At 62.3% G+C, this 26,986-nt stretch carries 20 protein-coding genes; 5 read left to right on the forward strand and 15 right to left on the reverse strand.

Annotated elements, in window-relative coordinates; translation table 11 throughout:
* Nucleotides 1-218: 218 nt before the first annotated feature.
* Nucleotides 219-1,718 (reverse strand): substrate-binding domain-containing protein, encoded by a 1,500-nt coding sequence (locus NLM32_RS29285; protein ID WP_254132237.1) that lies wholly within the window; start codon nt 1,716-1,718, stop codon nt 219-221.
* Nucleotides 1,719-2,517: 799 nt separating this feature from the next.
* Between NLM32_RS29285 and NLM32_RS29290 the strand changes: the two genes are divergently transcribed.
* The 3 genes from NLM32_RS29290 to NLM32_RS29300 all read left to right on the forward strand — a co-directional run bounded on the left by NLM32_RS29290 (nt 2,518) and on the right by NLM32_RS29300 (nt 5,539).
* Entirely contained in the window at nt 2,518-3,336 is an 819-nt protein-coding gene (locus NLM32_RS29290) for a peptidylprolyl isomerase (RefSeq protein WP_254132238.1), read from the forward strand.
* Between the two features lie 97 nt (nt 3,337-3,433).
* Nucleotides 3,434-4,312 (forward strand): WecB/TagA/CpsF family glycosyltransferase, encoded by an 879-nt coding sequence (locus NLM32_RS29295; protein WP_254132239.1) that lies wholly within the window; start codon nt 3,434-3,436, stop codon nt 4,310-4,312.
* Between the two features lie 63 nt (nt 4,313-4,375).
* Nucleotides 4,376-5,539, forward strand: a complete 1,164-nt coding sequence (locus NLM32_RS29300; RefSeq protein ID WP_256568301.1) for a glycosyltransferase family 4 protein — start codon at nt 4,376-4,378, stop codon at nt 5,537-5,539.
* A gap of 59 nt (nt 5,540-5,598) precedes the next feature.
* On the opposite strand, the gene NLM32_RS29305 is transcribed toward NLM32_RS29300, so the two are convergent.
* Complete coding sequence (locus NLM32_RS29305; RefSeq protein WP_254132240.1) at nt 5,599-6,576, reverse strand: hypothetical protein; 978 nt, start codon at nt 6,574-6,576, stop codon at nt 5,599-5,601.
* A 37-nt stretch (nt 6,577-6,613) separates the two neighbouring features.
* Nucleotides 6,614-7,741, reverse strand: a complete 1,128-nt coding sequence (locus NLM32_RS29310; protein ID WP_254132241.1) for a glycosyltransferase family 4 protein — start codon at nt 7,739-7,741, stop codon at nt 6,614-6,616.
* 341 nt (nt 7,742-8,082) lie between these two features.
* Between NLM32_RS29310 and NLM32_RS29315 the strand changes: the two genes are divergently transcribed.
* Entirely contained in the window at nt 8,083-8,748 is a 666-nt protein-coding gene (locus tag NLM32_RS29315) for a polysaccharide deacetylase family protein (RefSeq protein ID WP_254132242.1), read from the forward strand.
* 150 nt (nt 8,749-8,898) lie between these two features.
* On the opposite strand, the gene NLM32_RS29320 is transcribed toward NLM32_RS29315, so the two are convergent.
* The 12 genes from NLM32_RS29320 to NLM32_RS29375 form a co-directional block, all read right to left on the reverse strand.
* Nucleotides 8,899-10,812 carry a hypothetical protein gene (locus tag NLM32_RS29320; protein ID WP_254132243.1) on the reverse strand — a complete coding sequence of 638 codons (1,914 nt, stop codon included), beginning with the start codon at nt 10,810-10,812 and terminating at the stop codon, nt 8,899-8,901.
* Between the two features lie 359 nt (nt 10,813-11,171).
* Entirely contained in the window at nt 11,172-11,921 is a 750-nt protein-coding gene (locus NLM32_RS29325; RefSeq protein WP_254132244.1) for a carbohydrate deacetylase, read from the reverse strand.
* Complete coding sequence (locus NLM32_RS29330; protein ID WP_254132245.1) at nt 11,918-13,762, reverse strand: HAD family hydrolase; 1,845 nt, start codon at nt 13,760-13,762, stop codon at nt 11,918-11,920. The genes NLM32_RS29325 and NLM32_RS29330 overlap by 4 nt, the downstream gene beginning before the upstream one ends.
* 171 nt (nt 13,763-13,933) lie before the next feature.
* Entirely contained in the window at nt 13,934-15,646 is a 1,713-nt protein-coding gene (locus NLM32_RS29335; RefSeq protein WP_254132246.1) for a right-handed parallel beta-helix repeat-containing protein, read from the reverse strand.
* Between the two features lie 379 nt (nt 15,647-16,025).
* Nucleotides 16,026-17,474, reverse strand: a complete 1,449-nt coding sequence (locus NLM32_RS29340) for an undecaprenyl-phosphate glucose phosphotransferase (RefSeq protein WP_254132247.1) — start codon at nt 17,472-17,474, stop codon at nt 16,026-16,028.
* A 197-nt stretch (nt 17,475-17,671) separates the two neighbouring features.
* On the reverse strand, nt 17,672-18,694 hold the full coding sequence (locus NLM32_RS29345; protein ID WP_254132248.1) for a peptidylprolyl isomerase: 1,023 nt from the start codon (nt 18,692-18,694) through the stop codon (nt 17,672-17,674).
* Nucleotides 18,691-19,284 (reverse strand): hypothetical protein, encoded by a 594-nt coding sequence (locus NLM32_RS29350; RefSeq protein ID WP_254132249.1) that lies wholly within the window; start codon nt 19,282-19,284, stop codon nt 18,691-18,693. The genes NLM32_RS29345 and NLM32_RS29350 overlap by 4 nt, the downstream gene beginning before the upstream one ends.
* A 2-nt stretch (nt 19,285-19,286) precedes the next feature.
* Nucleotides 19,287-21,077, reverse strand: coding sequence for a putative porin (locus NLM32_RS29355; protein ID WP_254132250.1), 1,791 nt, complete (start codon nt 21,075-21,077; stop codon nt 19,287-19,289).
* Nucleotides 21,078-21,157: 80 nt separating this feature from the next.
* Nucleotides 21,158-21,871 carry an energy transducer TonB gene (locus NLM32_RS29360; RefSeq protein ID WP_254135447.1) on the reverse strand — a complete coding sequence of 238 codons (714 nt, stop codon included), beginning with the start codon at nt 21,869-21,871 and terminating at the stop codon, nt 21,158-21,160.
* A 21-nt stretch (nt 21,872-21,892) separates the two neighbouring features.
* A complete protein-coding gene (locus NLM32_RS29365; RefSeq protein ID WP_027559757.1) occupies nt 21,893-22,297 on the reverse strand; it encodes a biopolymer transporter ExbD in 405 nt (134 codons plus the stop codon).
* A gap of 4 nt (nt 22,298-22,301) precedes the next feature.
* On the reverse strand, nt 22,302-24,245 hold the full coding sequence (locus tag NLM32_RS29370) for a DUF2341 domain-containing protein (RefSeq protein ID WP_254132251.1): 1,944 nt from the start codon (nt 24,243-24,245) through the stop codon (nt 22,302-22,304).
* Complete coding sequence (locus NLM32_RS29375) at nt 24,246-25,874, reverse strand: ShlB/FhaC/HecB family hemolysin secretion/activation protein (protein WP_254132252.1); 1,629 nt, start codon at nt 25,872-25,874, stop codon at nt 24,246-24,248.
* Nucleotides 25,875-26,326: 452 nt separating this feature from the next.
* On the opposite strand from NLM32_RS29375, the gene NLM32_RS29380 reads away from it, so the two are divergent.
* Nucleotides 26,327-26,986, forward strand: a complete 660-nt coding sequence (locus tag NLM32_RS29380) for an RNA polymerase sigma factor (protein ID WP_254132253.1) — start codon at nt 26,327-26,329, stop codon at nt 26,984-26,986.

Here is a 26,986-nt window from a genome sequence, read left to right on the forward strand (position 1 = left end):
AGCGCCCACGGCTTTCGCCTGGCGCCCCAATTGTCCGCATATCGTTACGCTAACGTTTACACAATGTTAAGCAACATTGATGTGTCAGTTTTGATGTGTTGCCGGCAATTCACCACCTGTGGATCGGGAACCCGCGCGCATCCTTTCGGCGCCAAAAAAAATGTGCACCCGGTTTCCCGGGTGCACACAGGTCTCGCCAGACGAGACGGAGCGTCGTATCAGGCGCCCGACTTGGCGTTGCAGACGCCGCCGTCGCCGGTGTGGCCGAACGGCGAAGTCGTGGTGATCAGCTTCTGGATCTCGTTGACCCAGGGAGCCGGGGGAACCGCCATGCCGTTGTCGGCAAGGACGCTCGCCGACAGCGCGTTCGCGTAGTGGAAGTTGAGATACTGCGGGATGACCGCAGCCACATCCGCGCCGGCGTAGCACTGGTAGAACAGGAACCACGAGAAGCCCGCGATCGGGTAGGAGCCCGGCAGCGCCGGGTTCGGAACCGTACCTTGAGCCGCCCAGTTCAGCGGGTTCGAACGGCTGGTGTCATCAAACACCGGGGTCACCGCAGCCATGGCTGCCTGAGCACCGGCAGCGGTCGGGAGATGATACAGGCCGGTCGAGTTGTCGATGTCATACTGCGACTGCAGCATGGCGACCTGCGGACCAGAGGCAACGATCGGCTGCACCTGGTCGGCCGTGTTGTACCCGATCGCACCGTTGACGGACTTCACAGTGCTCGCAACGCCGCCGTTGCCGTTCTGGCCATTGAACACGCCACCACCCGGGTTGGAAATCGCGTGGCCGCACTGGTCGTTGACGCCTGAATCGGGCCAGTTGTTCTTGTTCGCACCAACAGCCGGCAGCGCCGGGCACTGGGCGACCGCAACACCGTTGTCGGTCCAGGGGAACGAGTACAGCACCAGCGTCGAGTCGGACTCGTTGTTCGTTCCGAACACGGACCGGCACTGGTTGGCCAGCGCGTTCGTCGTCAGGAAGTTGGTGCCGCTGCCGTCCGTACGGTGAACGACAGTGATCTGACCGGTGCCGACGGTGGTGCCGTTGTCCGCGGTGATCGAGGCGTTATCCCACTTCGTGATGTGGCCGGAGAAGATGCCGCAGACCGACTTGCGCGACAGCTTGATGGTGTTGGCAGGCACGGCCCACGCGTTGTTGCTGCCGTCCTTGGTCGGGTTGATCGAGATAGCCACCGGGCCGATGACGGCCGGCATGAACAGGATGTTGCCCCAATTGGCAGGTCCGTTGTTCGTGTTGTAGGCCGAGACGTCGCTCGGGAGCAGAAGGTCGTCCGAGCCAGCGAACTGGATGCTGGCATACGGCCAGGTGGGAGCGAACGTGTTGTCGGCGTACGGGACGTTGCCCGACACCTTGGCAGTCCAGTTGTTGCTGCCGCCGGGGCTGGCGGTGTGAGCCACGAAACCGGCCTTGCCGGCGCCCGAACCAACCGGCGCGTACAGGAAGAGATACGCATCATGCGGGAAGTTCGGGCCAATGCCGACGCACGAAGCCGAGAGCGGCTGCGTCACGCCGGCGGGGGTGCTGAAGCTGGGGCCGAAGGGCTGGAAGGTCGCGCAATCGAACAGATTGCGATAGGCGATTGAAGGGAAAGTAGCGCCGCCGCCCCGGATGACCGTTTGCGCGCTGGCTGCATCGGCGGCGAACATCGCCCCCAAGGCAACCGACGCCAGGACAAGACTCTTTTTCATTTTCCAACTCCAGTTGGGTTCAGTTTGCCGCAACGGCACCTCGCCAATTGCGCGGGGCACTCATAAATGCCGCGAGTGAAGTTTTGATATTAATTATGTGAACTAACATTACGGCGATATCGTTCCGCCGATGATCTGTGGATAAGGATGCGGTCCACCGAAGAACAAGCCCGAATTTCTATCGGTGTGGTTCGCGCAAACCATGCATTCAAGCGAGCGACGACAGCTAGCACAGCCCCTCGAGCGCGCACGTTCTGATGTTCGCCTGAGAGGATGCTACGCCGCGCACAGCACCAACGTCCGGCCTAAAAGCGCTGAAATCGCAGACGGACCCGCAAGCATTGGGGCGAATTTGTCGGCCTCTCGCGACAACCGATCGCTGCGGCGCGGCTGATAAATTCAACCCGGCGGGCTGCTCCATTGACCGTGCGATGCGCTGCATCGAAGCCGGCCGACGCTCTCATTCGAGCATTTCCCGCACGAGCTCACCGCATCGCGCCTGTGAGACGTCATTGCTTCGTCTCACCCCATTCATCATAACGTTAATAACACAACATACCTACACCTATAACATCTTCCTTCGCATAACTCCGAGCTGTGTCCAACCGCTCCGATCGGGCGGCTTTCGTCTTGGGGCCCGAGTATGCGAGCCGCGCGAGATGTTGGGCTTGCAGAGATCAGGATTGTTCAAATGATAGGTCTACCGCGTCTTTCTCCGATTACGCCGATTGCGGCAGCCGGGCGGCGTCGCACAGCAGCTTCGACGACAGCCCTTTCGACGATAGTTCTGTTGGGCTCTTTGGCGATCGCCTGCACGTCGAGTTTCGCGCAGACACCGGCGAGCGACGCCGTCGTCGGCGTCGTCGGAGCGACCGAGCTTCACCAGAGCGATATCCAGTTGGCCGAGGAAGATATGGGCAAGATGCTTGCCGGCCTCGATGAGGAGAGCAAGCGCCTCTATATCGCGACCTATCTCCATGACCTCGTCATCCTTTCCAAGGCCGCCAAGGATAAGGGCCTGGTCGACGAGGCCGATCTGCAAAGACGCATGGCCTACACCCGGAACAAGGCGCTGATGAACCGGATGTTGCAGGTTACGGCGGATAACGTGACCGATGCGGATGTTCGCAAATTCTACGATGACGCGATCCGGAATACAAAACCCGAACGCGAGCTTCATATCCGCGCGATCATCTTCAAGTTCTCCAACCCCAACGACGAGGCGGCGATTGCAGCCGCGGAAGCGAAAGCAAAGAGCGCTCTCGAACGCGTCGCCAAGGAAGATTTCGCCGCGGTCGCCCGAGATATGACCGACGCCGAAAATGAAAAGAAGAACGGTGGAGACCTGGGCTGGCTCTCGGCGGCTCAGATGGGCAAGGAGTACGCTGACGTTGCATTCACCCTCGGCAAGGGCGGCGTTTCGAAGCCGATAAAGACCGAGTTCGGATGGCACATCATCAAGATCGAAGACGAGCGGACTCGCAAGCCCAACGAATTCGCTGCCGTACGCGAACAGGTTGAGAACGTCGTTCGGCGCAAGGCCCAGGTGGAGCTTGTCGACAAATTGCGCGCCGAAACGCCGATCGCGTGGCGCGACGACAAGATCAAACCGCAATAGCCCCGCGAAACACGCCGCCAAAAATCAGCGCCCAATCCTGCGGCGCCGCAGAAGCAAAAATCCGGACGTTTCGCGTATCGGAGGGAGAGCCGACGTCATGTCTGTTGTGTCCGACCAATACGCACCTGTCGTCGGAATGGTCCCCGCGGGGACAGCCATCGCCGAATTAGCAGATCGCCCCAATGACCGGGTGACCGAGCGCTTCTGGATTGTCGGAGCTCCAGTGAGCGTCGTTGACATGGCATCCGCGACAGCGATTGTCCGCGAGTGGATCCAGGAGAAGAAGAGCCGCTACATTTGCGTTACCGATGTGCATAGCATCATGCTCTCTCGGTGGAATCCGGCTCTCAGCCGCGCCCTGAAAGGCGCCGACCTCGTCATCGCGGATGGTACACCTCTGGTTTGGACCGCATGGTCGCGCGGTGTGAAATCGATCGGTCGTGTCCCCGGCCCCGATTTCATGCAGGAGCTTTGTCGTCTGTCTCCCGGGGATTGGAGCCATTTTCTGCTGGGCGGCGCGAAGGGCGTTCCTGATCGGCTGGCCCAGACGCTAACGACACTCAATCCCCGGCTCACGATCTGTGGCACCGAATCGCCGCCGTTCCGGCCGCTCACAGATGACGAGGACAACGAACTGATCGAGCGCATCAACGCATCGAAACCCAACATCGTGTGGATTGGGCTTGGCTGCCCGAAACAAGAGATTTGGATGTCCCAGCACACAGGAGCGATTCCCGGTGCGATCACGATCGGTGTCGGAGCGGCGTTCAATTTTCTGTCCGGAAATACGCCGCGCGCGCCGCTCTGGATGCGGAACAATGGCCTAGAATGGCTTCATCGTCTGGTGACGGAGCCCCGGCGTCTTTGGAGACGCTATCTCGTGATCGCCCCGATATTCGTATTTCTGTCCCTCTTCGAGACGATCTCAATTCGGTTCCGGCAATCTCAAACCCCGAAGAAGCTCCATCACGTTTAGCGCGCCGCGACCGCAGCGCGGCTCACGCGACCGCATCGGGACATTGCGCGATCGAGGTTGGCTTTGAAGATTCTGGTCATTCACAACATCTATCAGGAGGCCGGCGGCGAGGACACGGTCGTCAACCAGGAGATCAATCTTCTCAGACAGCGCGGCCACGACGTGCAGACCGCGTTCTTTGACAATTCGGAGATCAGGAACACCGGCGACCGCATCAGGGTGACGCTGCAGGTTGGACGGAACGGCACCTCGGCCGCCCGCCTCGGCGACATGATTTCGACGTCTCGTCCTGATGTCGTCCATGTGCACAACTTCTTCCCCCTCGTGTCGCCGGGCGGATTGGACGTGATTGCACGCGAAGGCATCCCGGTGGTGCAGACGCTACATAACTTTCGTACGATTTGCCCCGGCGGAATCCTCATGCGCGACGGACAGCCGTGCGAATCCTGTGTCGGCCGCAACCGATGGCCAGCGGTCCGGTGGAGGTGTTATCGGGGATCCGCCATCGGCTCGGCTGCTGCAGCCTATATGGGTCACGTGTTCCGGCGAGTCCTGGATCGCCATCGCGCCCGCATCACGGTCCTGACCATGACGCAGTTCGCAAGGTCGCGATTTCTCGCCGATGGTTTCACGGAGGACCAGATCGTCGTGCGCCCCAACTTCGCGCCGGATATCGGGCCTGGACTGCCATTACGCGACGGGCGCCTGGTCTATATCGGCCGGTTGAGCGAGGAAAAAGGCGCCGATATCGTTGTGAAGGCAGCCGCAAAGGTGCGTGGCGACGTCGAGATCGTGGGCGACGGCCCAGAAACGGATCGCTTGCGGTCGATCGCTCCCCCGAATGTCACCTTTGCCGGACGCATCGCCCGCGAGGAGGTGGCGAGCAGACTGCGGAGCGCGAGCGCGGTCCTCGTTCCGTCGCGCTGTTATGAAGGATTCCCGATGATCGTCGCCGAAGCGATGGCGTGCTCCACCCCGGTCATCGCCAGCAGGATCGGCGCGCTCGCAGAAATCGTGGAGGACCGCAAGACCGGACGATTGATCGCGACCGACGACATCGACGGATGGGTGCACGCCATGAACGAAGCGATCGACGATCCCGGTCAATTGGCGCAATGGGGCCGGTCCGCGCGTCAGGCCTATATTCTCATGTGCAGCGAAGACCGCGGCTACGACAGCCTGATCGGTATCTATCAACGCGCGATCGAAAGGGCTCGCGCCGCCTGATCAAGCGCGCTAATGACGTCGCGAACTGTCCGCGTCAGCCCAGCGAGCTCTTTCTGCCATCACAGCACAGCGTCGGAATACAGCGCGGTAACGCTCGCGGGGGCCGCGCCGGCCGATCTGAAGACATGAGGGCGCGGCTCGGCCAGCCTGACCGCGATCATCGGCCGGCTCGGTAGAAAACGCGGCTGGCAGAGTGACGCCCAGCAGCCGTCGAGTGTGCGGTAGGTCGACAGAAACAGCGTCATCCATCGACGAAAGTGGCCGTAGTCGCTGAGATAGATCGGAATCGAGAGCGCAACGCCCTTGCGCGTTTCGATCGTATGGACCGACAGGCACCATTGGCTTCCGTCCGTCACCAGCACAAATCGGCCACGGCTCCCCCTGCCGTGATCCGACATGATGCGCTTGTGGCGCTCATCGACGATCGCGAATATCTCGTCGAATGAGGTGAGCACGCGCAGCTTGCGTGTCGCGAACGAAACTCCAACGTTGGGAAGCAAGTAGACATGGTCGTCGAGTTTCTTCCAGCCCAGGCCACAGACGATCTTGGCGACCTCCCTGATCGGAGAAAATCCTGTCAGGTTCAACTCCTTCTGCGCCATCATCGCTTTCATGAGACGCAGGCTTTCCCTTCGGTAAGCGGGCTTCACGCACCAATGTGCCAGGTTGGCGAACCGCTCTACCCTGCCCTCGATCATCTGCTCGGAGTGGATGACGATCAGGACGCCGACCACGCCCTCGTTCGGACGAACCAGCGCTATGCCGTAGTCCGAATTCGGTTGCAGCCAGGGATAGCGGAGCATCGATTTCCAGCCTTTGACGGAAATATCACCGTTCAATTCGTGATGGAGGAATTCGCAGGTCGCCGGCAGGAGGTCGTCGGTGATCCGAACCAGTTGCGAGCGCGACGGCGCCGCGGAACCGCTTCCTTTGGCACCATTTGCTGTCGCATTGTCGGCGCCCGCCGGCGCCGCATCGGATATCACGCTGTCAGCCACCTGTCCGTCCTCGCTCGTCGACATCCTGGAATAGTTCATCCTGGCTTTCTCAGTCAGGGGCGACATCGGCACCGCTTCAGGTCGCGGACGCAAGCTTCCTTGCGGCCGGCGGCGGGCCCGCTGCCGCGAAGTTCAACCCGTCAACGTACCTGCGCGCCGATCGATTGAGGTTGAATTGCGATGCGGCCTGGATCGCGGCCTGCGACATCGCCGACCAGCGCGCCGGATCGTCGACCAGCCGCGAAATCGCGGCCGCCCACGGCTCGACCTCGAGCGGGCGCACCAAACCGCAGGCGTCGTCGATCACGAGTTCGTCCGCTGCCCCGACGAATGGAGAGACGATGCATGGCGTGCCGCATTGCATCGCTTCGTTGCAGACCAGTCCCCATGCGTCCGACTTCGACGGCAAGGCGAGCACGCGCGCGGTGGAGAAGACCGACGCAATCTCCTCCGGCGGGACATGCGAAGTATATTCGAATGCGACATCCGCCGCAGAGAGCTGGTCGAGCTCCTCGGGCCTCGACGGGCTATCCGCGATGATGCGCACCGACAAGGCCCGCAGGCGTCCCTTCAGTTCAAGCACGAGCTTGACGAAGAAGGGCCAGTTCTTTCGCTCGTCATTCACCCGTCCGCACCACAGCAGGTCATAGCGGCGCCGGGCGAATTCCGGAATGTCAGCTGGTCCGCCCCAGGCCGGAACGATGTTCGCCACGAAGATCTTCTCCGGGTCCGCGCCCTGCTCCACGAAGAAGTCTCTCCCCTTCGCGCTCGCGCAGATGATCGCCCGGCAACGGTCGACGACCGCCGGTCGCGTCAGGCGATGATAGATGCTTTGCGGCATCATGATCGCCCACCCGTCGGTCAGAAACACCAGCGGTTTCCTGTGGACCCGGCTCCAAGCCGCGGCGACCAGCATCGTCGGATAGACACCGTTGATGGCGACGAGATCGGGAGACAGACGGCACAGCGTGCTCCACATCCCCACATTGATATGCGCCGACCTCGATCCGGGCAGATCGAACTCGATTCCGCGAAGCAGGATGTGGTTATACCGTGCGGCGTACCGTTCCGACCACTGGCGGTTCTTCTCCCGGGCGGCACACGATATCACCGTGAGATCGAGCCCGTGACAATCGATCATGTGATTGAAGAGCCGGTTCGTATACGGCGTGACCATGTTGTTGCAGATCGCGATACCCGGCATTGATTCTGCCCAACAGTCGAACTAACAAAGCCGCCAGATTTCAGCTCGCGCATTGGCCGCCGAAGCGGCCTTCGCCGCAGCCTGGGTGTTCCGGGCCGACGATTTTGAATAGTCAGCAACTATAACGACGTGATGACCAATAACATTTGATCGGCTGCGGCTTATGGCTTCGTTGCCTGTCACAATCAAACGAGATTTCGAATGATAAGAATTTTGTCATGACGTATACTGCAACGCGGCTCCGCGCTTCTATTGGCGCGTTTCACAGAGCGTTCCTGCGCCGGCCTCTTCCGGACAAGCTGGCGCTTTATCTCCATTCTTTGAGCGGACGGGCCTCGGCCGTGGAACAGCTGATGCGGCGATTTGCCGACCTCGGCTACGGCTTCGTCGGCCCGAACGAATTCCTGACCGGATCAGGCCGGATGATCATGCTGACGCTCGATGACAACTACCAGTCATGGTACGCCTGCCTGCCGATGTTCGATCGGCTCGACGCGAAAGCGACCTTCTACGTCAATACCGTTTCGTTTCGTGACCGCGCTGACGAAGCCGAGCTCCGACGGTTCTTCTCAAGTATTTCCGCGGAGCCCGAGCCGACGCTGACTGTCGAGGAATTGAAATGCATTGCCGCGGCGGGACACGTCATCGGCGCGCATACCCACACACACCCGAATTTGGCGGCCATTTCCCTGGAGAAGGCGAAGCACGAGATCAGGACCAGTAAAGCCATCCTGGAAGACATCCTTCTCGAGCCCGTGATCCACTTCGCCTATCCGTTCGGCATGCGCAGGCATTTTTCCTCGCCCTTGAAACAATACTGCTTCGAGATCGGGTTCAAGACCGTCGCAACCGGCCTTCCTGCCCTGCAGTATGTGAAACCGGAGAGTGGCGTTATTCATCGTTCCGTTGTCCAGCTCGATGTGCCGTTCGAGCGATATGTCGAAAACCTTCAAGTCGATGGGCGGATTTTCGAACGGATCACCGGCCGCAACCCCGTCGCGGTGTGAGTGCGACGACTTTCATCATGCACGGACTTGTCCTGGGCATCGACGTCTTTGCATTCTGACAGCCTGGCGAAGACGTGGATGGCCCGGCCATGACGAGAGCTTCATACCGCTATGGCAGCGCGATTATCGATTGCCAAATGCGCGAACCAATCAAGGCTTGAGAATGAATATCGGCGAGTTTGTCAGCGTGACCTGGTTGCCGGTTATCGTAGTGATGCTACCCGACACATCCTGGTATCGGCTATAGCCCGGACTGAGCGGAAGAACCGTCGGGTTTCCGCTCGAGTCCCAGGCCAGTATCACGGAAGATCCGTCCGCGCGCGTATAGGTCCCCTGCCAGGTGGTGCCATTGTCGATGCTCGGCCGGGCCAGTCGGAGGGTGACGTCGACCGGCTGTCCCGCGCTATAGCCGAACGCAACCGTCGGCACCACGAACGCGCAATACGGGCTCTTGGTGATCGCCATGATCGGATTGTGCTGGAGCGCATAGTCCAACGACGTCGCCGGGGCGTTCTGGCCACTGGTGAAGGTTATAGGTTGCTGAGAGCCATTGTACTCGACGAGGCCGGTCCAGACCGTGACATTGTTGTAGGATCCCTCGATCAGGCTCTGGTTGAAGCCGCCGAACCATTGAGTGCCCTGCACGGACGCGATCGTGCCGGGGGTTTCGAATTCGATCCGGGCAAAAGTACGCGTGGTCGTCGGCGTCCCCTGGATGCGGAAGTCGACAGCGTCGCCCGCGACATTGACGACGTTAATCGCGAGGCCATCGGCGGCAATGACCCGCCAGGACGTCGGGGCCGCTCCGGGAGAGCCGACCATGGCTCCGCTCGCGGAGGGGTTGCTGATCCGGTTCGTGGTCGCTTGACGCGCGACCGGTGTGGCCGGCGTCGTACCGACCAACTGGCCCAGCAAGGCGTAGGCTGTTCCCGTCCCGTTGAGGCTCGTTCCCTGCCCACCCCAGAGATAACCGAGGGCGATATTGTCGTAGGCATACCAGTACGAACGCGCCAGCCCGCCGGCCTGCATCAGCATCGTTGTCTTGACAACATACTCGGCGGACAATTGCCGATTTTGCAGATAGATGGGATTCGTCAGGCAATCCACTGCCTGACAGGACGGGAGCTGTCCGTCGATTCCGTAGTTGTTCTTAAGCCAGACACCAAGGCCGCCCTCGGTGCTCCACACGGCTTCGAGGCCGTAGGTTGAGGCAATGTTCTTGTATTTCTGGATGTCAATGATGGCCTGTTCGCCAAGAAGCGGGTAGCTCGCCGGATCGATAACGCCCAGATAGATATTGCCTTCACCAGTCTGGATGGTGCGCTGGCTCATGAGCGTCTGGTCGCCGAGCTCCGCCCAATTCACCGGATAGCCGTGATAGGCTAGAATGTCCGCGCACGGCGGCGCCGTCGTGCTCCCCGCCGGCGGCACGCTGCACTGCCTGAGAAACTCCATCATCCACGCGACGCCGTCGGTCGCAATCGTGCCGCCCGTGGGATCGGAATAAACAGCCGGCGTCAAGACCTTCGCGGTTGGATCGATACTCTTTATCGTCTGATAGGCCTGCCGCGCCAACGCTACCATCGTCGGAATATCGCCCCTCCAAAAGCCGCCGTCGTTCGGCTCGTTCCATATTTCCCAGAATTTCACCCTGCAGGCGGCATGAGTCACCGCCGCTGAGATCCAGGCTGCCCAATATTGCGTCTGGGGCGCCACACAATTTCCATTAAAGCCCCATGCACATGGACCCGCGCTCGGATTGGACGATGCCCATGCCGGGGAGCCTCCCAGATCGAAAACAACGTCGGCACCACTCGTCGTTGATCTCGCCACGATGGCATCGAAAGCTGTCCAATCGTATTGACCAGGGCCAGCGCTGATGTCCCACCAATTCGCATTGACTATCATGCGGCGCGAGCCGATTGGCAGCGCCGGCCATGGATTGGAATCGCTTAGAATGTGCATTCCGAAATAAGAGAGGGGAATCGGTGACTGGGCTGAGGCGGTTGCGCTCAGAAGCGATATCACAAGCAGTAGGCCAAGTCGGATCAGCAAGGTCGACATCGCCAGCTCCGTGCTTCTCGTTGATCCGTTGACGGAATGGGTTCGAATACGTTCGATGACTGTTCTAAAATGCAGCTCAGCTGTTCGCGATTCCCACACCCATTTCCGTTGCCCGTCTCCGTCTATGGCCTTCCGCTATCGGTCCAGGTCGGACTGACCAGCAAGTCCGCGTGACCGACCGTCAACTCGAAATAAAAAACTCGGAAACTCCCGCCGTTTTTCGACCTTGCGGACGGAGGATCACCGATGCGCCCAGCATCGTCGTACGACTCTAGAGTCCGCGACGACGCACTCTACTTAACATTGTATCATGTTAGCATCATGTCGCCGTGCGGTAACGTTGGTCCACCAGCGCTAAATTAGAGGTCAAGATAACTGATCATGGTCACGTCGCGGCCGAGGACGCCTCTCCAGTCGCCCTCGAGCAGACGCGTCTCATCCGTAAACAGTGGACTGCCAGGATGGCACATCAATTCGACCGTGCCGGTCCAGGGGCACCCGGCGACGACCCGCTCATAGAGCGTCGCAAATTCGGTGAAGGCGTTGGTCGTCTGCGTGGGAACGATCGTGGTGAACGCCGCGTTCCACGCCGTTGTGGCCGCTCGTATCGCCGGTCGCCGGCGGCCGATGTTGAAGATGTTGCGCCTCAGGCGCGCCTTGCGAATGTTGAAGCGGAGCTGGACGCGCTTGAACACGGCGAACAGCGCCGGATGGGTATGGACGTGATGGTGCGAGTCGAGATGCGACACCGGTACGCGCAGGTCGAGAGCGCGCTCGACCTGCGCGCACCATTCCTGGAACACCGCGTCCCTCGTTGCTCCGCTCAACGCCAGCTTCTTGACCCAGCCTGTCGCCAGCGCGCCGCTCTCGTCGCACAAAGCGTCGAGCACGGCACCCCGTGTCAATGGCGGAAATTCAGTGACGTTGAGGTGAACCCCGAACGACGCCCGTGGGAAGTCCTGTAGCCGGGCCACCGCCGCCTCAACGGCCGGCCCATTTGTCAGAATGGTCGCTGAGGTCACGCTCCCGGCTTCGATGAACCGGAAAATGTCCTCGTTCACGACGCGGTCGTACCCGAGATCGTCGGCGTTGACGATCAGGCGCCTCATGCAGCGACTTTGTCGCCGGCCAAATCGCTCGCATCCAGAGCAATCACTGCCCCGTCCTCGAGGTCGGCAGTCGCCAGATCAAGCGCCAGCAGGACCCTGCCCGCTTCTTCCTTCTCGGTCGAGAAGCGCATGTCCTCGAACACCTTCAGCAGCGGCTTGTTCTTGGACGTCGGCCGCAGATCGGCCAGCAGCTTCCGATGTCCACGTTCGCGCGCGCGGCGCGCCAACCAGCCGAACACGCTGTGTTCGACACGCTTCTGCGCCACGCGGCAGGACATGACGAAATCCAGCAGCGTGGGTTGCCCGGCGTCTTCGACGACACTGGCAAACCCGACGATCCCGTAGTTGCCGAAGCGGTCTTCGCACTCCATGGCAAGGCAGAGATTGCCGGGAGCGCGGAGCAGCCGGTCGAACGCCTCCGCATCGTAACTCCGGCCGGAAAGGTTGAGCTGATTGGTGCGCTCGATCAGCTCGAGGCAGCGCAAGGTCTCTGCGGCGGTCGATGGCTTGAAGATGCGCAGTTTTATCGCGCATGACCGGAGGAAGTCGAGATAATCGCCCCCGAAGACCTCGCGGGCGCGATCGCGGTGCACCTCGGTGAGATAGGACAGCCGCCGCTGGCGGCTGGCCGACGTCACGGGCACATCGAACTCCGGCCGGTCAAGCACGGATTCGAGGCCCTGCTCCGAATAGACCCGCACCATCGGTAGCGCGGTCCCGACCTCTTGCCTTTCGAAGGGAGAGTCGTCGATCAGCGCGAACGTGTCGATGTTGATGTTGAGGCGATCGGCGATCTGTTGCAGGTTGGCGCTCTTCTGGCCCCAATTGATCGCCGGATAGAGGAAATAGTCGCTCAAACCAAAATTGGCGATGACTGTCATGGCGTCGTCGTGATTGTTCTTGCTGACGACGGTCTGAATGATGCCGCGGGCGTCGAGCTGCTCGATCAACGCGGCGGCCTCCGGTCGCAGCCTGAGCTTGGCAACACCGTCCTCGACGAGGATGCCGTGCCACAGGGTGTTGTCGAGATCCCAGGCGACGCATTTGACCTTGCGTGCCGGGCCGCGCACCTCCCCGCCGACAACCGGGAGGTTCGCACCCTGGCGCAAGGCGACGAAATCAAGCCATGTGAAGATCACCCGAACCTCGTGATCGACTTCAGGCTCAATCGTCAGAAAATACTCCCTTTCGGCGAGATCGTGCGGAAGCGGGACAGGAATGGAGAAGAAGTTCGGTCCCGGCGCCACCTCGACGGCATGGCGAAAGATGGTCGCATCATCGACCCGCAAATTGACCGCCAAGCGAAACGGCGAGCTTTCCGGGCTAAAGCATTCGATGGCGAAGGCGTTGTATTGAGCGTGAGCCCGGCCCAGCCGGCGCAACACCCGGCTGCGCAGCCTGGCCAAGAGGTCATGGGAGACGCTGCGCGTCGAATCGATGTGCCGGATCGCCGCATGGGCCGCGCTCACCGCGCCGCTGGCGGCGGCGTCGAACCGCTCGATCACCTGATGTGACCGGGTCGAGACAAGGCAGCCGGTCAGTTCGGTCTCGAGCTTGGCCCAGCGGCGGAAACGAATGTCGGCGCCGAAGCCGAGCCCGCCAGTCGCGGCGGTGTTACGAACGATACCATAGGCAAATCGCGCACAACGCCCATCGCCGCGGGGAACGTACAGGCGGCACGTCGAATAGCATTGCGGCACGGCGCATTCGACGCAGTGCTCCTGCCAGTGCAGCAGCATCACGCCAGCCACATCCGCCACCGGGAGACGCGAGCGAAATTCCGGGATTGGCGCCTCGGTGCACGCCGAGAGGTCGGCCCGCGCCCATTCAGACTGATACATGCCCTTACTCGACCTCCCCCGAGGCGCGCTGGACGTATCAGCGCCTCAGCGAGGCTTAGTGGAAAAACTTGTCAGCGAGATGACTGTTAACATAACGACTAACACGCTTATCACGAACCGTGATGACCGCCCGTCGACCCGCGTTCCGAGGCCCCGGAAGGCTTACGGCGATCATTCCGCCGGTGGACCGCGACGGCCAGCAATGGATTGCGGCGGGCAGGCCTGCCCGTTTGCTTCGTTCAATTTCTGTGGGGTGGTCAGCACCAGCGCGCGCAACGCCGGATCCTCCAGCACCACGCCTGCGCCACGAACAAATGTGTTTCCGGAAATCAGGTTGTACCTCGGTTGTCCGGGCTGCTCCTGCAGCAGCTCAGCCAGGTGCGGATAGCGCGAGCGGTAGGGCTCACGGTCATAGGGAACAGCGACGAGCCTGCGGCGAATCTCGGATGACGGATCGTTCACCGAGGCTTTGGCCCAGCTCAGGCCGCGCCCGTCGAGCAGGACCCCGAACTGATCTGCATCGGTGATCGTATTTTCCATGACGATATTATCGCGGCCGCCGCCAACCAGGACTCCCCGCCGCAGGCTCACGATTACGTTGCGCCAGACGACGATGCCGCTTGCGGCATCGTCGAGGTAAATGCCGCTCACGTCCCGATCGGGTGCCGGCGTAATTCCGTGGATGACGTTGCCGTCGATACAGGTGCCGCGCGCGCTCCAGTCCCTGCCCGTGTAGATCGCAGCGCAGTCGCCACACTCCGACATGGTGCGCGAGATGTCGTTGTGCCGGATGAGATGATCGTTGCCCTGGAAGCCGATCGCCTGGGACGGCGCGTTGCTGAGGACATTGTCTTCGACGACGATACCGACGCCATCGATCCGGATTCCATCCCGTCCGCTGCGGATGCGCCGCCCAAAGCGAAACAGAGTGTTGGAGAGGATCTTGTGCCCGGCAGAGACGAGGTTCTGCCGGTCCCCACCCGTGACCCAGGCGCCTTCGTCGCCGGTATCGTGGATCACGGAGTTTTGCAGCAGAAAGTCGTGGCCGCCCTCGACAGCGACCCCGCGCATCCCGCTGTCCGCGACCTGGATGCGATCCAATTGCACGTCGTCACTGTTGACGACCCGGATGGCGTCGCCACGCACGCCCAGCACGCTGAGCCCTTCGATCCGCACGTGCCGCGCGCCCGTCATCACGATCGCGTTGGTCAGGATCGAGGCCTGAATGGTTCGCGCGTCGTTGACGGGCGTCCAGACCGCCAGCACGCGATTGGCGCGGTCGAGATAGAACTGGTTGGGTGCGCTGAACAGGCTCGGCGGGCCTTCCAGCGCGGCGAAATCGCGCCATCTCGGTGGGTAGAGGAATGGGCGAACGGCCCGGATGACACCCGAGACGGGATCGACATCAGCGACCTGTACACGCTCGTAACCCCACTCGACGCCGGGAAATCCCGCGAACCAGACGTCGGTGCGACCGGCAACGGCGGAAAGCGGCGCGTCACGGATCACGACCCGCGATCCATCGACGGCGCGCATGATTTCCGAATAGCCTGTGGCGGGCCACCGGGCCGGGCTCAGGGGCGTATCGCCGAGGAAGAATTCCATCTCCGCCGCACGGCGCGGCAGCGAGTGCCCTCGCGGCAGCTCCACCCCGAGATCAGGAAATTCGGATTGCGGCAGAGCGTAATATTTTATCTTGCCGCGCGCGATCGCGGGAAGCTGGTCTTCGATATCCTTCGCCGGAGGAATGATACTCTCGACTTTTTTCCAGCCGACGAGGCGCACGTCTGCACCAGGCCTTGCCTTGAGCGTGATCCCGCCATCGCCTGCGAGGCGCGCATCGATCACGATAGGCTTGTCCAGATCATAGGTTCCAGGCTGCAATTCGAGCTCGAGCGGCGTCGCGGCATCGGCAACGCGCCGCCTGGCGGCTTCCTCCAGCGCGGCGCCCAGGCTCAGGGGTCCATTCGGCGACTGGCGTGTGTCGGTGCCACCGTCGGGAGCAACCAACAGTCGCTGCGGCTGCCGATCGGCCTGGACCGCTTCATCGCCAACCGACGAACCAACGGTCGCGAGCAACGCCCACACCGCAATCGATGGTGCAGCCATGACCAATGGTCGGAATAACATGTGGTCCAAACCTTGGATGTGGTCCCGATCACCGCGCGGCGCGGAGAGCCGTTGCTCGCGAAACTAGCCGGCCGTGGCTACTACATCAAATGAATGACAGTCAGTCATGACGCGCGACTTGAAACCGGTCCGGTCAATACGCATTCTGCGCGCGGACCAGTTCAAAAACCGTCCTCAGGATGATCCGGATATCGAGCACCACGCTCCAATTATCAATATACCAGAGATCCAGCGCAATTCGGCGTTCCATAAGCTCCAGTCGCGGCGTACCACCTCGATATCCGTGCACCTGCGCCCAGCCTGTAATTCCCGGCTTCACGTGGTGGCGAAACGAATAGTTCGCGATCATGCGTCCGTACTCGTAGTCATGGACCAAGGCATGCGGACGCGGCCCGACGACGGACATATGCCCTTGCAGCACGTTCAACAATTGAGGGAGTTCGTCGATGCTGGTCGAGCGGAGCACACGTCCCACGCGGGTGACACGTGGATCGCTTGTCGTGGCCTGCACCACGGCAGCGCCATCCTCCTGGACCTTCATGGTCCGCAGCTTGTAGATGGTGAAGGACCGGCCATTGAAACCATGGCGCTGCTGCCGGAAGATGACTGGCCCACGTGATTCAAGCTTGATCGCAATCGCCGCCGCGAACAACAGCGGCGTCAGCAACATTAGCGACGTCGCAGCGACCGTCACGTCAAGCATCCGCTTCACCCCACGCTCAAGCGTGGTCAGTGGGGTGCGCTGCAACTCGACCATATACAATCGCTGCGGCATCGAGGTCTGGCGCTGAAGCACCGTCGACACCGCGCGATCGGGAAGCAGGCGAACCGGAAGCGGGACCGCCCTCAACTGATCGAGCAGCCACTGAATGTCTTCCGGGCCCGACCACGACAATGCGAGGACGATCTCCTCTGCCGCGGCCTCCCGTACGCGATCCAGCACCGTTTCGGCGTACGCTTTCGATTTCGAGGACGGCGGCAAGAATACGCGCCCGACTTCATCCAGACCGAACCTGACCAGAAGATCGCGCCGCCCGAAACAAGCCAACTCGCCTTTCGTTCCAATCACGATCGCCCGCCGGCCGCGAATGGCGCCTGTCATCAAAGCCGCACGCAGGCGACGCTTGGCCAGCCTCCGTGCGAGAACGAGACCGATCCCTCCAAGAACGGACAGGCAAACGATCGCGCCGCGCGAGGTTTCCGCACTGGACTTGAAGAGAAACAGGATGACGGCGAGAACCGGAATTGCCACGCTCCAGCAGGTCCAGATCCGCCCGCTATCGTGCTCGCGCTGGAGCAAATCGTTCAGCCGATAAAGGCCAAGACAATGCGCCGCGAGCACATAGGCCAAGCTCGCCACCAAACCCAAGCCAGCACAGACGCCGGGATCGCCGGTCCCGGCGCCGAGCACGCCGTGATATAACAGGCCACCCAACGCGCCCGCTGCGACGATGACCAGGACGTCGGCCAACGCGAAAAGCGGCTCGATCAGGCCGAACGGAACGCTGATGCGCGGCCTTGATGCACTCTCGAAGGTTGTCGACGCTTCGATTGCATCGTTTCGGTCGGTTACGTCGGTCACGGCCCACCCGTTTTAATGGCGTTCCCGCGTAACACGTCGTTCATATCATAATTATGATACTTACCCAATTATTAACGCTGTGCACACCAGGGTAATTCCCGCCAACGTCACCCAGAACTGTCGGACCTAGAGCGGATGCCCGGCACAATACGGCCGGGCCCGTTGGATCAAGCCCGGCATGTGTTCTGCCGTGCGCACTAACGCGCCGGCTGCGCCTCTGACTTTGTCTGGAGTAGTTTCGACAGCGCGATTTCGTTCACGACCGGCGGGGTTTGCTTAAGCAATTCCGTCACATAGGCGCGGCGGTTGGCCTCGACGCGTTCAGCCCGCATGCGCTGGATCAACGCGTCCCTCACCTCCGCATACGGCCGGGTGTGGGCTGCCTCGGTATCCAGCAGCTTCACGATGTGCCAGCCGTCGTCGAGCCGGACGGCGTCGGTGATGCCTGACTTCGGCAGTCCCGTGACCTGGCCACGAATTTCGCCGCGCAGATCAGGCTCGTTCACCCAACCGATGTCGCCGTCATGCTCCGCCGACACAGCCTCGTCCGATGAGCTACGCGCAATCGCTGCGAAATCTGCGCCCGGCTGCTTGACCTTCTTCACGACGTCATCGAGCTTCTTCCGCGCGGCGTCCTCGGCGGCCTTGTCCGCATCCTTCGGCACGGCGACCAGGATCTGGGCCAGGCGGAACCGACGCGGGACGAGCAACGCGCTCGCGTTGGCCTCGTACACGCCCTTGATCTCGGCCTCGCTCGGGAAACTGTCCGGCGGCGTTGTCACGGATTGGAGATAGCTCTCGACGATCAGGCTTTCGCGGGCACGAGCCAGCTGGTCGACGACGGCCGGCTGCTGCTCCCATTTCTTGGCCATCGCCTCCTTGAGCACGAGGCGATTGGCGAGGATCGCCCGCACCGTCTGGCTGAGCAGAGCCGGATCGCGTGCCAATGCGGCCTGCTGGCGCGCATCGAGCAGCTGGATCGTCGCACGCACCTGGTCCGCCGTGACGTCGCTGTCACCGACCCGCGCGATGACCTCGCTTGCCTTGGCCACGCCCGAAGTCTCCTCGGCGGCCGCCGGCCGCGTGGGAGCTGCCGAAGCGGGGCGCGCTGGCGTCGGCGTCGGCTGCGGAGCGTTGCGGGTCTGGGCCATGGCCACGGACGAGGTCGCAATGAAGAGCGCGCCCGCAAGCATGGCGGTCTTGAATGCATCATGGGTCATGGCTTGGCCTTCTGTTCGATGATCTTGTCGCGGTAGTCCTGGGCGGCATTCTGATGCTCGACGCGCTTCAAACCAAATACGGGATCGTGGTCGAGAACCTTCTCGAACGGATCCATCGCCTCGTATTTGGTCACGACCTCGTTGGCCGTCTTCACGAGCTGAACGTTCTTGGCCTCGCAGGCCTTGGTGCTTGCCTTGAATGCGGTCGCTTCAGCCTCGAACTTGGCGCGCTCGGCATCCTTGGCGCGCGCCACGCCGGCCGCCTCGGCATAGGCGACCTTCCACTTCTCGAGGGAATCATCACGCTCGGTGAGACGCTCGTTGAAGTCCTTCACGGCCTGGCGATAGGCCTGCTCGGCTTCCTTGACCTGGGCTCGATAGGCCTCGTTCTGCTTACGCAGACGTTCACGTTCCTGCTCGGCTGCCGTCAGCTTGGCCTGGAGAGCGGCACGCTGGTCTTCGGCCGCACGCGCCTGCGCGGTAGCGGATCGCAACGCCTCGCGCAGACGATCGCCTTCCTGATCCGCATGCGCGGTCGAGCAGACCATCAGCCCCAATGCGACCAGGGAGGAAACACGCAACAGCCGCATGATCAGAACCTCGCGTTGAGATCGAGCTGGACGACGTCGACGGCGTAAGGCAGCCCGGCAATGCTGTTGGCGCTCATCCAGCGCACTGAAGCCCAGACATTCTCGGCGAGGCCGACATTGCCGCCGATGAAGTAACCCTTGAGATTGGTGCCGCCGAGCCCGAAATCGGAATCGACGAATGCGTCGACCGTTGCGTCGGACTGGAGATATTTGTAGCCGACATGGGCATTCCAGTCCCAGAGATGCTTGATCTCCTTGTCACCCACGGTGAGACGCGCGAGCCAACCCTGGTTGCCACCGTTGAAAGGGCCAGCCGCGCCGGTCGATGTACCGGCAAAATTGTTCACCGCAACGGCTGCCACGGCTGCGCGATCGAATGCCGTGTTCCAGACGTATTCCGCATCGAGAGTAATGTGGATCGGATTGAACTGGGCGAAGTCGAGCTGGGCACTGGCGACAACCGGCCGGAAGTCGGTAGCCAGCCCATAGAACTGGTAGTCCAGCGTGGTGACGGGCGTCGTCAACGTCGGAATGTCGCGTAGCCGCATGTAGGTGTTGCCCTTCTGCGCGAACAGGGGACGCAACAAATCTGTGTCGCAGCTGTCAATGACGGTAATGACCAGGCAGGAGCTCGACAGCTTGCCGCGCAGGTTGGTGAAGTCGTAATAGGCCACCGCCAGTTTCAGGTTGGTCTCGGGATCAAACCTGGCGCCGAAGCCGGTCTGCGCACCCAACAGCCACCTATCGCGGCTGGGAGACTTGATCGGTCCGTTCAGGTCGACAGTGTTGAGCCCCGCGTTCAAATCTGTGTTGAAGATCGGAAAGGCACCGCCGACAAAGAAGGGTGTGAAGCCCTCGTCGACTTCGTGCTTGGCCTGGATAGCAAATCCGTCGAAACCGAGATCCTTGTACCAGGCGAGATCGGTCGGCGACCAGAACGGGTTGTCGAACCGGCCGACAGTGGCAACGAAATCCTGCACAGGCTGGTACCTGATGAAGGCGCGATCGAGCCAAAGCGCGTATTTGGAGAAATTCCCGCCATTCCCGCCAAACGTCTGGTTGGTGGAGACCGGTGAGCTGCTATCGCCCGTTGCGATCCGCAGGCCCGCCGAGAAGCCGTCGGACAGATCGACGTCGGCGCCAAGACGGGCGCGGAAGCGGAAACGGTTTCGATCCTGGGTCACGTTGTAGAACGGCGGGAAATAGAGATTGGGTGGGAAGTTGCCATTCTCCTCTTGAAACGGGTTTCCCGTGTTGATCGCGTTGTAGTTCTCCTGCGGCAGGTTACCAGCGGGAAAATGATCGCCCTCGTATCGCGCACGGATGTCGCCGTAGAACCGGATCCGCTGTGCCCATTCCGGATATTTGCCTGGAGACGCCCAGTTCTCCTTCTCCGCCTTCGCCATGACTTCGGCGCGAATTTCGTCGCGCAGCTGTTTCTTGACGATCTCGGGGACATAAGTGACACGCTTTATGCCGGGCGGAGAGACCGCGTCCGTCGCGGTCGTGGCTGCCTTCGCGGCACCCTCCGCTTTGGTCGTGGCGTCGCGCGTCGCCTGGCGGGCGACATAGGCCTCGTCGTCAGCCTGCTTGATCAGAGCCGCAGCCTGATCCTCGCTCAGCGTGCCCTGCTTCACCAGGAGGTTGATCAAATTGACGGTCGCATTCGACGACGGCGGTGCGTCGCGCGAAACGGTGGGACGCTTGCCCGTCGGTGTATCGTCCTGGGCCGACGCGGGAACGGAAAGCGCAAGCAGGATAGCTGCGGTTCCCGCAAGCTGTCGCTTTGTCATCTCTGCACGCCACATAGCATCAACCCTTCTTCACTCTTCAACCCGTTTGCGGCGACGGCTCTCGCCGTTCCGCCCTCTTCTCATCCCGGACTATGCGCCGTGACTTGCATCACGATCGGCATCGGCATTTCCTTCGGCGGCGGCTCACGCAACGTCATGCCGTTGAGCACCTGGTCGCGGATCACCGCGTCGAGCTCGCCATTTCCGGTCGAAGACACCAGCTGCACGCGCGTGATCCGGCCGGTCGCATCCGGCCACAACCGGACCCTGACCCGCATCACGGCGTGACGCGTCTTGTCGTTGGCGCGCAGCGCCGCCTCGATCTGGGCCTGCACGATGCTCGCGTACCAACCCCATTTGCTGCTGCCACCACCACCGCCGCCACCTCCGCCGATCAGGCCGCCCTTGCCGCCCTTCAGCGTGCCCGGCCCCGCCGTGTTGGCTTCGAGCGAGGGCGGAGCGTCCATCGGCGTGTCGGGCGCATCCGGCGGCGCATCCTTCGGGATGTCGACCGGCTTCTCCTCGATCATCTCCTGCTTGACAGGAGTCTGCTCGACCACCTTGTCCTCGGGCTGCTTTTCCGGTGGCGGCGGTGGAGGCGGAGGTGGTGGCGGCGGCAAGATCATCGTGACCTGGAGCTCGTTCACCTTGCGCGGCGGATTCTTGTCGCCGCTCATCAGCACCATGATGCCGCCGACCATCAGCGCGATGACGAGCAGACCGCCACCGCCCAGCAGCAAATAGCGCCGCCAGGCCGGTCCTTCGTTTTCCTCGTTGGTGTCGCGCGGGTCCATCGGCGTCACATGCGCTTTCGTTCACCGGGCCACCGGCTTGGTCGCCATGCCGACCTGGGTGAAGTTGAGGCGGCCGAGCATGTCGAGCACGTCGACGACGTTCTGGTACTGGGTCTGGGCGTCGCCGCGCACCACGATCGGAAACTCCGGCGTCAATGCGCGCTGCTGCACCAGCCGCTGCTCGAGCTCGGGCAGCGTGACGGGAATGGTGTCGAGGAACAGCTTGCCGTCATTGGCGACCGTGATCGCCTTGGTGGTCTGCTGTGCGAGCGACGGCGCCGCGCTCGCCTTCGGCAGGTTCACCTTCATGCCTTGTACGGTCGCCGTGGTCATGATGATGAAGATCACCAGGAGCACGTAAGCGAGATCGAGCATCGGCGTGATGTTGATGTCGTCGTACGGCTTGCTCTCGGATTGGACTTGCATGGATCTACTCCGCCGCCTGCTTCACCGGCTCATCCGGCAGCTCGTAGGATTCCGCGATGCGCGTGATGAACTCGTCGACGAAGACCTGCATCTCGCTGGAGACGTCCTTGATGCGGATCGTCAGATAGTTGTAGGCAAACAACGAGGGGATCGCGACGCCGAGGCCGGCGACGGTGGCGACCAGCGCGGCCGCGATGCCCGGCGCAATCGCGTTAACATTGACGTCGCCGCTCGCCGCGATCGCCGCAAAGGTGATCATGACGCCGACCACGGTGCCGAGCAGGCCCAGGAACGGACCGCCCGAGATCGCGATGGTCAGCATCACCATCAGGCGGTTGAGGCGCTGGCTCTCCCGCACGAAGCCGCTGTCGAGCACGGCGCGGATCGACTGGATCGCCTGCGGCGACAGCCGGCGATAACCGCCGCCAGCGAAGCGACGCCGGATCTCCTGCGCACCGGCTGCGAACAGGCGATACAGCGGCGCGCCGTGGACCGCCTTGCGCTGCTTCTTGCCCATCTCACCGCCGAAGCTCGGATCGTTCTCCTCGCTGTCGAGCTGCAGCAGCCCGCCGATATCGGTCGAGGTCTGGCGGAGATGCCCGAGGAACAGCTCGTTGCCGCGTGAGACGCGATTGAGATACGAGATGCGATCGACCATGACGTACCAGCTGATGAAGGCCATGATCGCGAGCAGGCCGATGACGACCCAGCCATCGAGCGTCACCGAGCGCAGGATCACGCCGAAATAGCCGCCGCTGAACCAACCCGACGTCTCCTCGTCGACGCTGAACGAGATCAGCTTGGCTTGATCCGGCCCCTGCCCGATCGCCTCGAGCTTGATGAAGCCGGCAGGACGCGCGACCTTTGCGATCTGGAATTCGTCGACGTCGCCGGCAAAGCCGACGGCCGCACTCGCCGGTGCAGCCGCTGGCGGCGCCGCCGCATCGCCTGCGGCCGGAGCCGCCGCGGCGTCCGCAGCAGGGGCTGCTGGCGCGGCCGCAGCCGCACCGAGTTGGGCCACACCCGTCATGGTCGGCAGGCTTGCCGCCAGCGTTGCGGTCTGGCTGCCGTCAACATAGAGCGCGATCTGTCCGCCCTTGGCCGTAAAGGCGACCTGATGCCAGCCGGCGGCCGCAATCGCCGCGCCGCCGGCGCTGCGCTGCGTGTTGCCGCCATTCGCGACCTCGACAAACGCAACACCGTTGTCCAAGCCGACCGTGAGGGCGTTCGCCCCCTCGGTACGGGAGAACAGCACGGCGCCCGGCTGCGGCGCAGTCATCTTGACCCAGATCGACCAGGTCAGTTCGCCGCCTTCCGCGAGCACGAGCGAGGGAGAGCCGGGAAGCGCGATCGCGGTCTGCCCGTCGAGGCGCGCGCCCTGCCCGATGATCGCACCGTCGGCCGCGGGCACCGCGTTCTGTGCGGAGTTCGCCCAGGCGGTGATGTCCTGCGCCGGCGTGCCGCGGTCGTTGAAATGATAGACCAGCAGAGTGTCGGGATCGTAGGTGCCCTTGGCGTCGACCGCGGCCGGCGCCTTCTGGTTTCCGTAGTAGAGCCAGATGTCGTTCTTCGTGCCCGGCTTCAGATCGGGAACACTGACCCACACCAGCGCCTCGCCGAGCAGAGAGTCGTATTTCTCGACGTGATGCTTGAGCGGCGTCTTGTCGTCCCCGGCGATGAAGCGGAGATCACCGCCATCCTCCTTCGCCGCGCCGAAGCGGAAATTACCGACATGCAGGCGCACCAGCACCGGCGCCGAGCCGATGGCGTCGCTGATGCCGGCGCCGGACTGGCCGGTGTCGATGGTGATCTTCTTGCGCAGCGTCCACTGGTCGTTCCACCACGCGGACGCGGGCTTCGGCCACAACACTGCCATGAGAACGAGAAGCAGCATCACCGGTGCGCTCAGGCCGTATCCACGGCGTGATCCAAAGCGAAGGAGCGACATCTAGAATTCTCCCCAGACCCGAAAGCTGAACCGTGGATGGTTGGCGACGGTGACCTGCTGGCTGGTCAGCGGCATACCGACGAAAATAATGCTGTTGAGATAGCGAAGAGATTTCATCCGCATGCCGACACCATAGCTGGCGAGGTCGAAATGCGACTGCTGGTCGATCAGCGGCTCAAAGATCCGGGCGTTACCGCCGTCGACGAACGCGAAGAAGCGCCATTCGTCGAACGCGTTGTACTTGATGGATTCGCCGAGCGGGTTGGGCAGCTTCTGCTGCATGTATTGCGCGAGGTTGGGCGTGCGCAGCTCCAGCGTCCCGGCGACGCCGTAATCGCCGAGTACCTCGGATTCGAGATAGCCGCGCACCGTGTCCTGTCCGCCGAGGCTGAGCTGCTCGCTCGACACCAGCGGCTGGTCGGCCGCCTGGCCCTGGAGCTTTGCGTAGAGCTGGAAGCCGCCGGCGAAATCCTGGGTGTGCGAGATATCCGCGTGCAACGTGATGAAGCTCGCCGTGGCATCGAAGCGCTTGGCGTCGAACTCATCGCGGCTCGAGCCAACGCCACGCAGACCGGTGGTGACGGTGGCATTAAGCTGCGTCAGATGCCCCTCGCCCTGCCAGGTCGCACCGTAGCTCGCGACCAGCGGCACATAAGTCACCGGCGAGTCGAAGGCGTCGCTGCCAAGCTTCAGCGATTGCTTGAAATCCTTGTAGTCGACGCCGAGTGACAAGGTCTGAAACAGGTCGCCCTTCGTGGGCAGTGTCAGTACCGCGCGTCCGCCGATCACCTGGCCCGGGCCGACCACGTTCGCGCCGCCGACGGTTGCCACCGAACTGTCCGAGACCAGGCCGTAGACGAGAACGCTGAGCCAGTCGATCTCGGTACGCGCCAGATACGAGCCGGAGACCACCATCGCGTCCTTCGGATTCATCGGCGCGACCTGGTAGGTCCAGGTCATGGAATGGCCAAGCTGCCAGAGGTTGTCATAGTGCATCGAGACGCTCGACCGTAGCGGCGTCGTGCTCGGGCTCTGCTTGTTGTTGAGCTCGATGCTGCCATGCAGCGGAAACGTATCCTCGACATTGAGATCGACGTCGACCGTGCCGGGCGCGACACCCGCGCGCAGCGCCGGCGTGATGCGCCGGTCGGCCCAGCGATTGAGCGCGACGATATCCTTCGTCACATCCTGGAAGTTCGGCAGCGTCCCCTCCTTCAGCGAGGGGGCGTTGTCCTTGATGTTCTTGAGGTCGAAATAGCGCGAGTCCTTGACGCGCAGACGCCCGACGCGGCTCTCGGTGACCTTGAGCACGATGAATCCGCGCTGCGCATCCTGCTGCGGGACTCCCACGCTCACGGTCTGCAGACCCTTGTCGTGATAGGCCTTCTCCACCGCGGCGCGTGCCTTCTCGACGTCCTGTGCGCTCTTGTTCGGACCGAGGAAGGGATAGACCGCCGCCTCGACCTCGATCTGCGGCAGATTGTCCGCGCCCTCGACGCGAAACTCGTCGATATCGAAATGAGCCTCCGGAGCCGCCGGTTTGCCTGGCTCCGTGGCATTCTTGGCCGGCGTGCCCTCTGCGGGCTTCGCCGGAGCAGGCTTGGCGGCGCCGGCCTCGGTCTTCGCCACCGCGGGCCTCGCACAGACTGCGCAGATCAACAGACCGCAGAGAACGAGCTGCGAAGCGCATGCGGCGGCCGACCGGCTTCTCCGCACATCGCGCAACCGAAGACGCGCATGGCGACGCGCGCTCCTCTCATACAGACCACGCGAATTCACCACAGCCTCGATATCGTTCTCGCATTGCGGCCAGCCTGTGCCGACCGCAGTGATGTTCGGACAGCCCGAACCAACCGGGATGCACCAGTGTGCCGGGCCTTATCCGGTAGACGTCGCGTTCGCGGCGGTTGCGAAAAGATTCTCGCGCTGCGCGACGCGTCGCGATCATCGGTGTGGTGATTTCACGCAACATAACACGACTATCGTTAGACAACTGTTATTGACTAACAGTTCGTCACATTATCGTTGTGCGCCCTCTCTACCGTCCCGCAAAATTCGGGGTTTAATAAGTGGGGCGTAACATGACGATCGACATCATCTCCAACCTGCGCAGCCTGCTGCTCGCCGAATATGTCGACTTCGACCGGCGACTGACGCGCCGCCTCGGCTCGCCGGACCTCGCCTCCGAGGCCCTCAACGAAACCTATCTCCGTCTCGCCGGCATGCGGGAGATCGGGACCGTGCGCAGCCCCAAGGCTTATTTGTTTCGGATCGCCCTCAATATCGCCACCGACCGCCGCCGCGCCGAGAAGCGCCGCCTGACCTCCGACGAAGTCGATGCCGTGCTCGAGATCCCGGACGATCGGCCGGATGCTGCGCGCGTGATCGAGGATCGTTCAGACGTCGAGCAGCTCAAGCGCGCGATCGCCGAGCTGCCGGAGCGCCGGCGCCGCGTCCTGATGCTCTCGCGCATCGAGGGCCTGCCCAACCGCGAGATCGCGGTCCTCCTCGGCGTCACGGTCCGGACCGTCGAGACCGATCTCAAGCAGGCGGTCGAGCATTGCGCCGAGCGCCTCAAACGACCCGTACGCGGCAAATTCGGTTTTCAGCGCGCCGTATCGTCTCAGATAAAGAGATATGTCGATCGGGGCCATCCGCTCATGACCGGCATGGGCGGGAAAGCGCTGGGTCGTGACGAAGCGAAACCATCAGGTCGATCACTTAGATCCGTTAATCCGTGA

The organism is Bradyrhizobium sp. CCGUVB14 (assembly GCF_024199935.1).
Lineage (GTDB): Bacteria > Pseudomonadota > Alphaproteobacteria > Rhizobiales > Xanthobacteraceae > Bradyrhizobium.

Coding starts and splice junctions, on each gene's coding strand:
- NLM32_RS29350 (WP_254132249.1), bottom strand. CDS start 19,284: ATGCGGCTGTTGCGTGTTTCCTCCCTGGTCGCATTGGGGCTGATGGTC.
- NLM32_RS29345 (WP_254132248.1), bottom strand. CDS start 18,694: ATGACCCATGATGCATTCAAGACCGCCATGCTTGCGGGCGCGCTCTTC.
- NLM32_RS29330 (WP_254132245.1), bottom strand. CDS start 13,762: ATGTATCAGTCTGAATGGGCGCGGGCCGACCTCTCGGCGTGCACCGAG.
- NLM32_RS29380 (WP_254132253.1), top strand. CDS start 26,327: ATGACGATCGACATCATCTCCAACCTGCGCAGCCTGCTGCTCGCCGAA.
- NLM32_RS29320 (WP_254132243.1), bottom strand. CDS start 10,812: ATGTCGACCTTGCTGATCCGACTTGGCCTACTGCTTGTGATATCGCTT.
- NLM32_RS29305 (WP_254132240.1), bottom strand. CDS start 6,576: ATGAACTATTCCAGGATGTCGACGAGCGAGGACGGACAGGTGGCTGAC.
- NLM32_RS29295 (WP_254132239.1), top strand. CDS start 3,434: ATGTCTGTTGTGTCCGACCAATACGCACCTGTCGTCGGAATGGTCCCC.
- NLM32_RS29310 (WP_254132241.1), bottom strand. CDS start 7,741: ATGCCGGGTATCGCGATCTGCAACAACATGGTCACGCCGTATACGAAC.
- NLM32_RS29285 (WP_254132237.1), bottom strand. CDS start 1,718: ATGAAAAAGAGTCTTGTCCTGGCGTCGGTTGCCTTGGGGGCGATGTTC.
- NLM32_RS29370 (WP_254132251.1), bottom strand. CDS start 24,245: ATGTCGCTCCTTCGCTTTGGATCACGCCGTGGATACGGCCTGAGCGCA.
- NLM32_RS29325 (WP_254132244.1), bottom strand. CDS start 11,921: ATGAGGCGCCTGATCGTCAACGCCGACGATCTCGGGTACGACCGCGTC.
- NLM32_RS29360 (WP_254135447.1), bottom strand. CDS start 21,871: ATGGACCCGCGCGACACCAACGAGGAAAACGAAGGACCGGCCTGGCGG.
- NLM32_RS29365 (WP_027559757.1), bottom strand. CDS start 22,297: ATGCAAGTCCAATCCGAGAGCAAGCCGTACGACGACATCAACATCACG.
- NLM32_RS29355 (WP_254132250.1), bottom strand. CDS start 21,077: ATGACAAAGCGACAGCTTGCGGGAACCGCAGCTATCCTGCTTGCGCTT.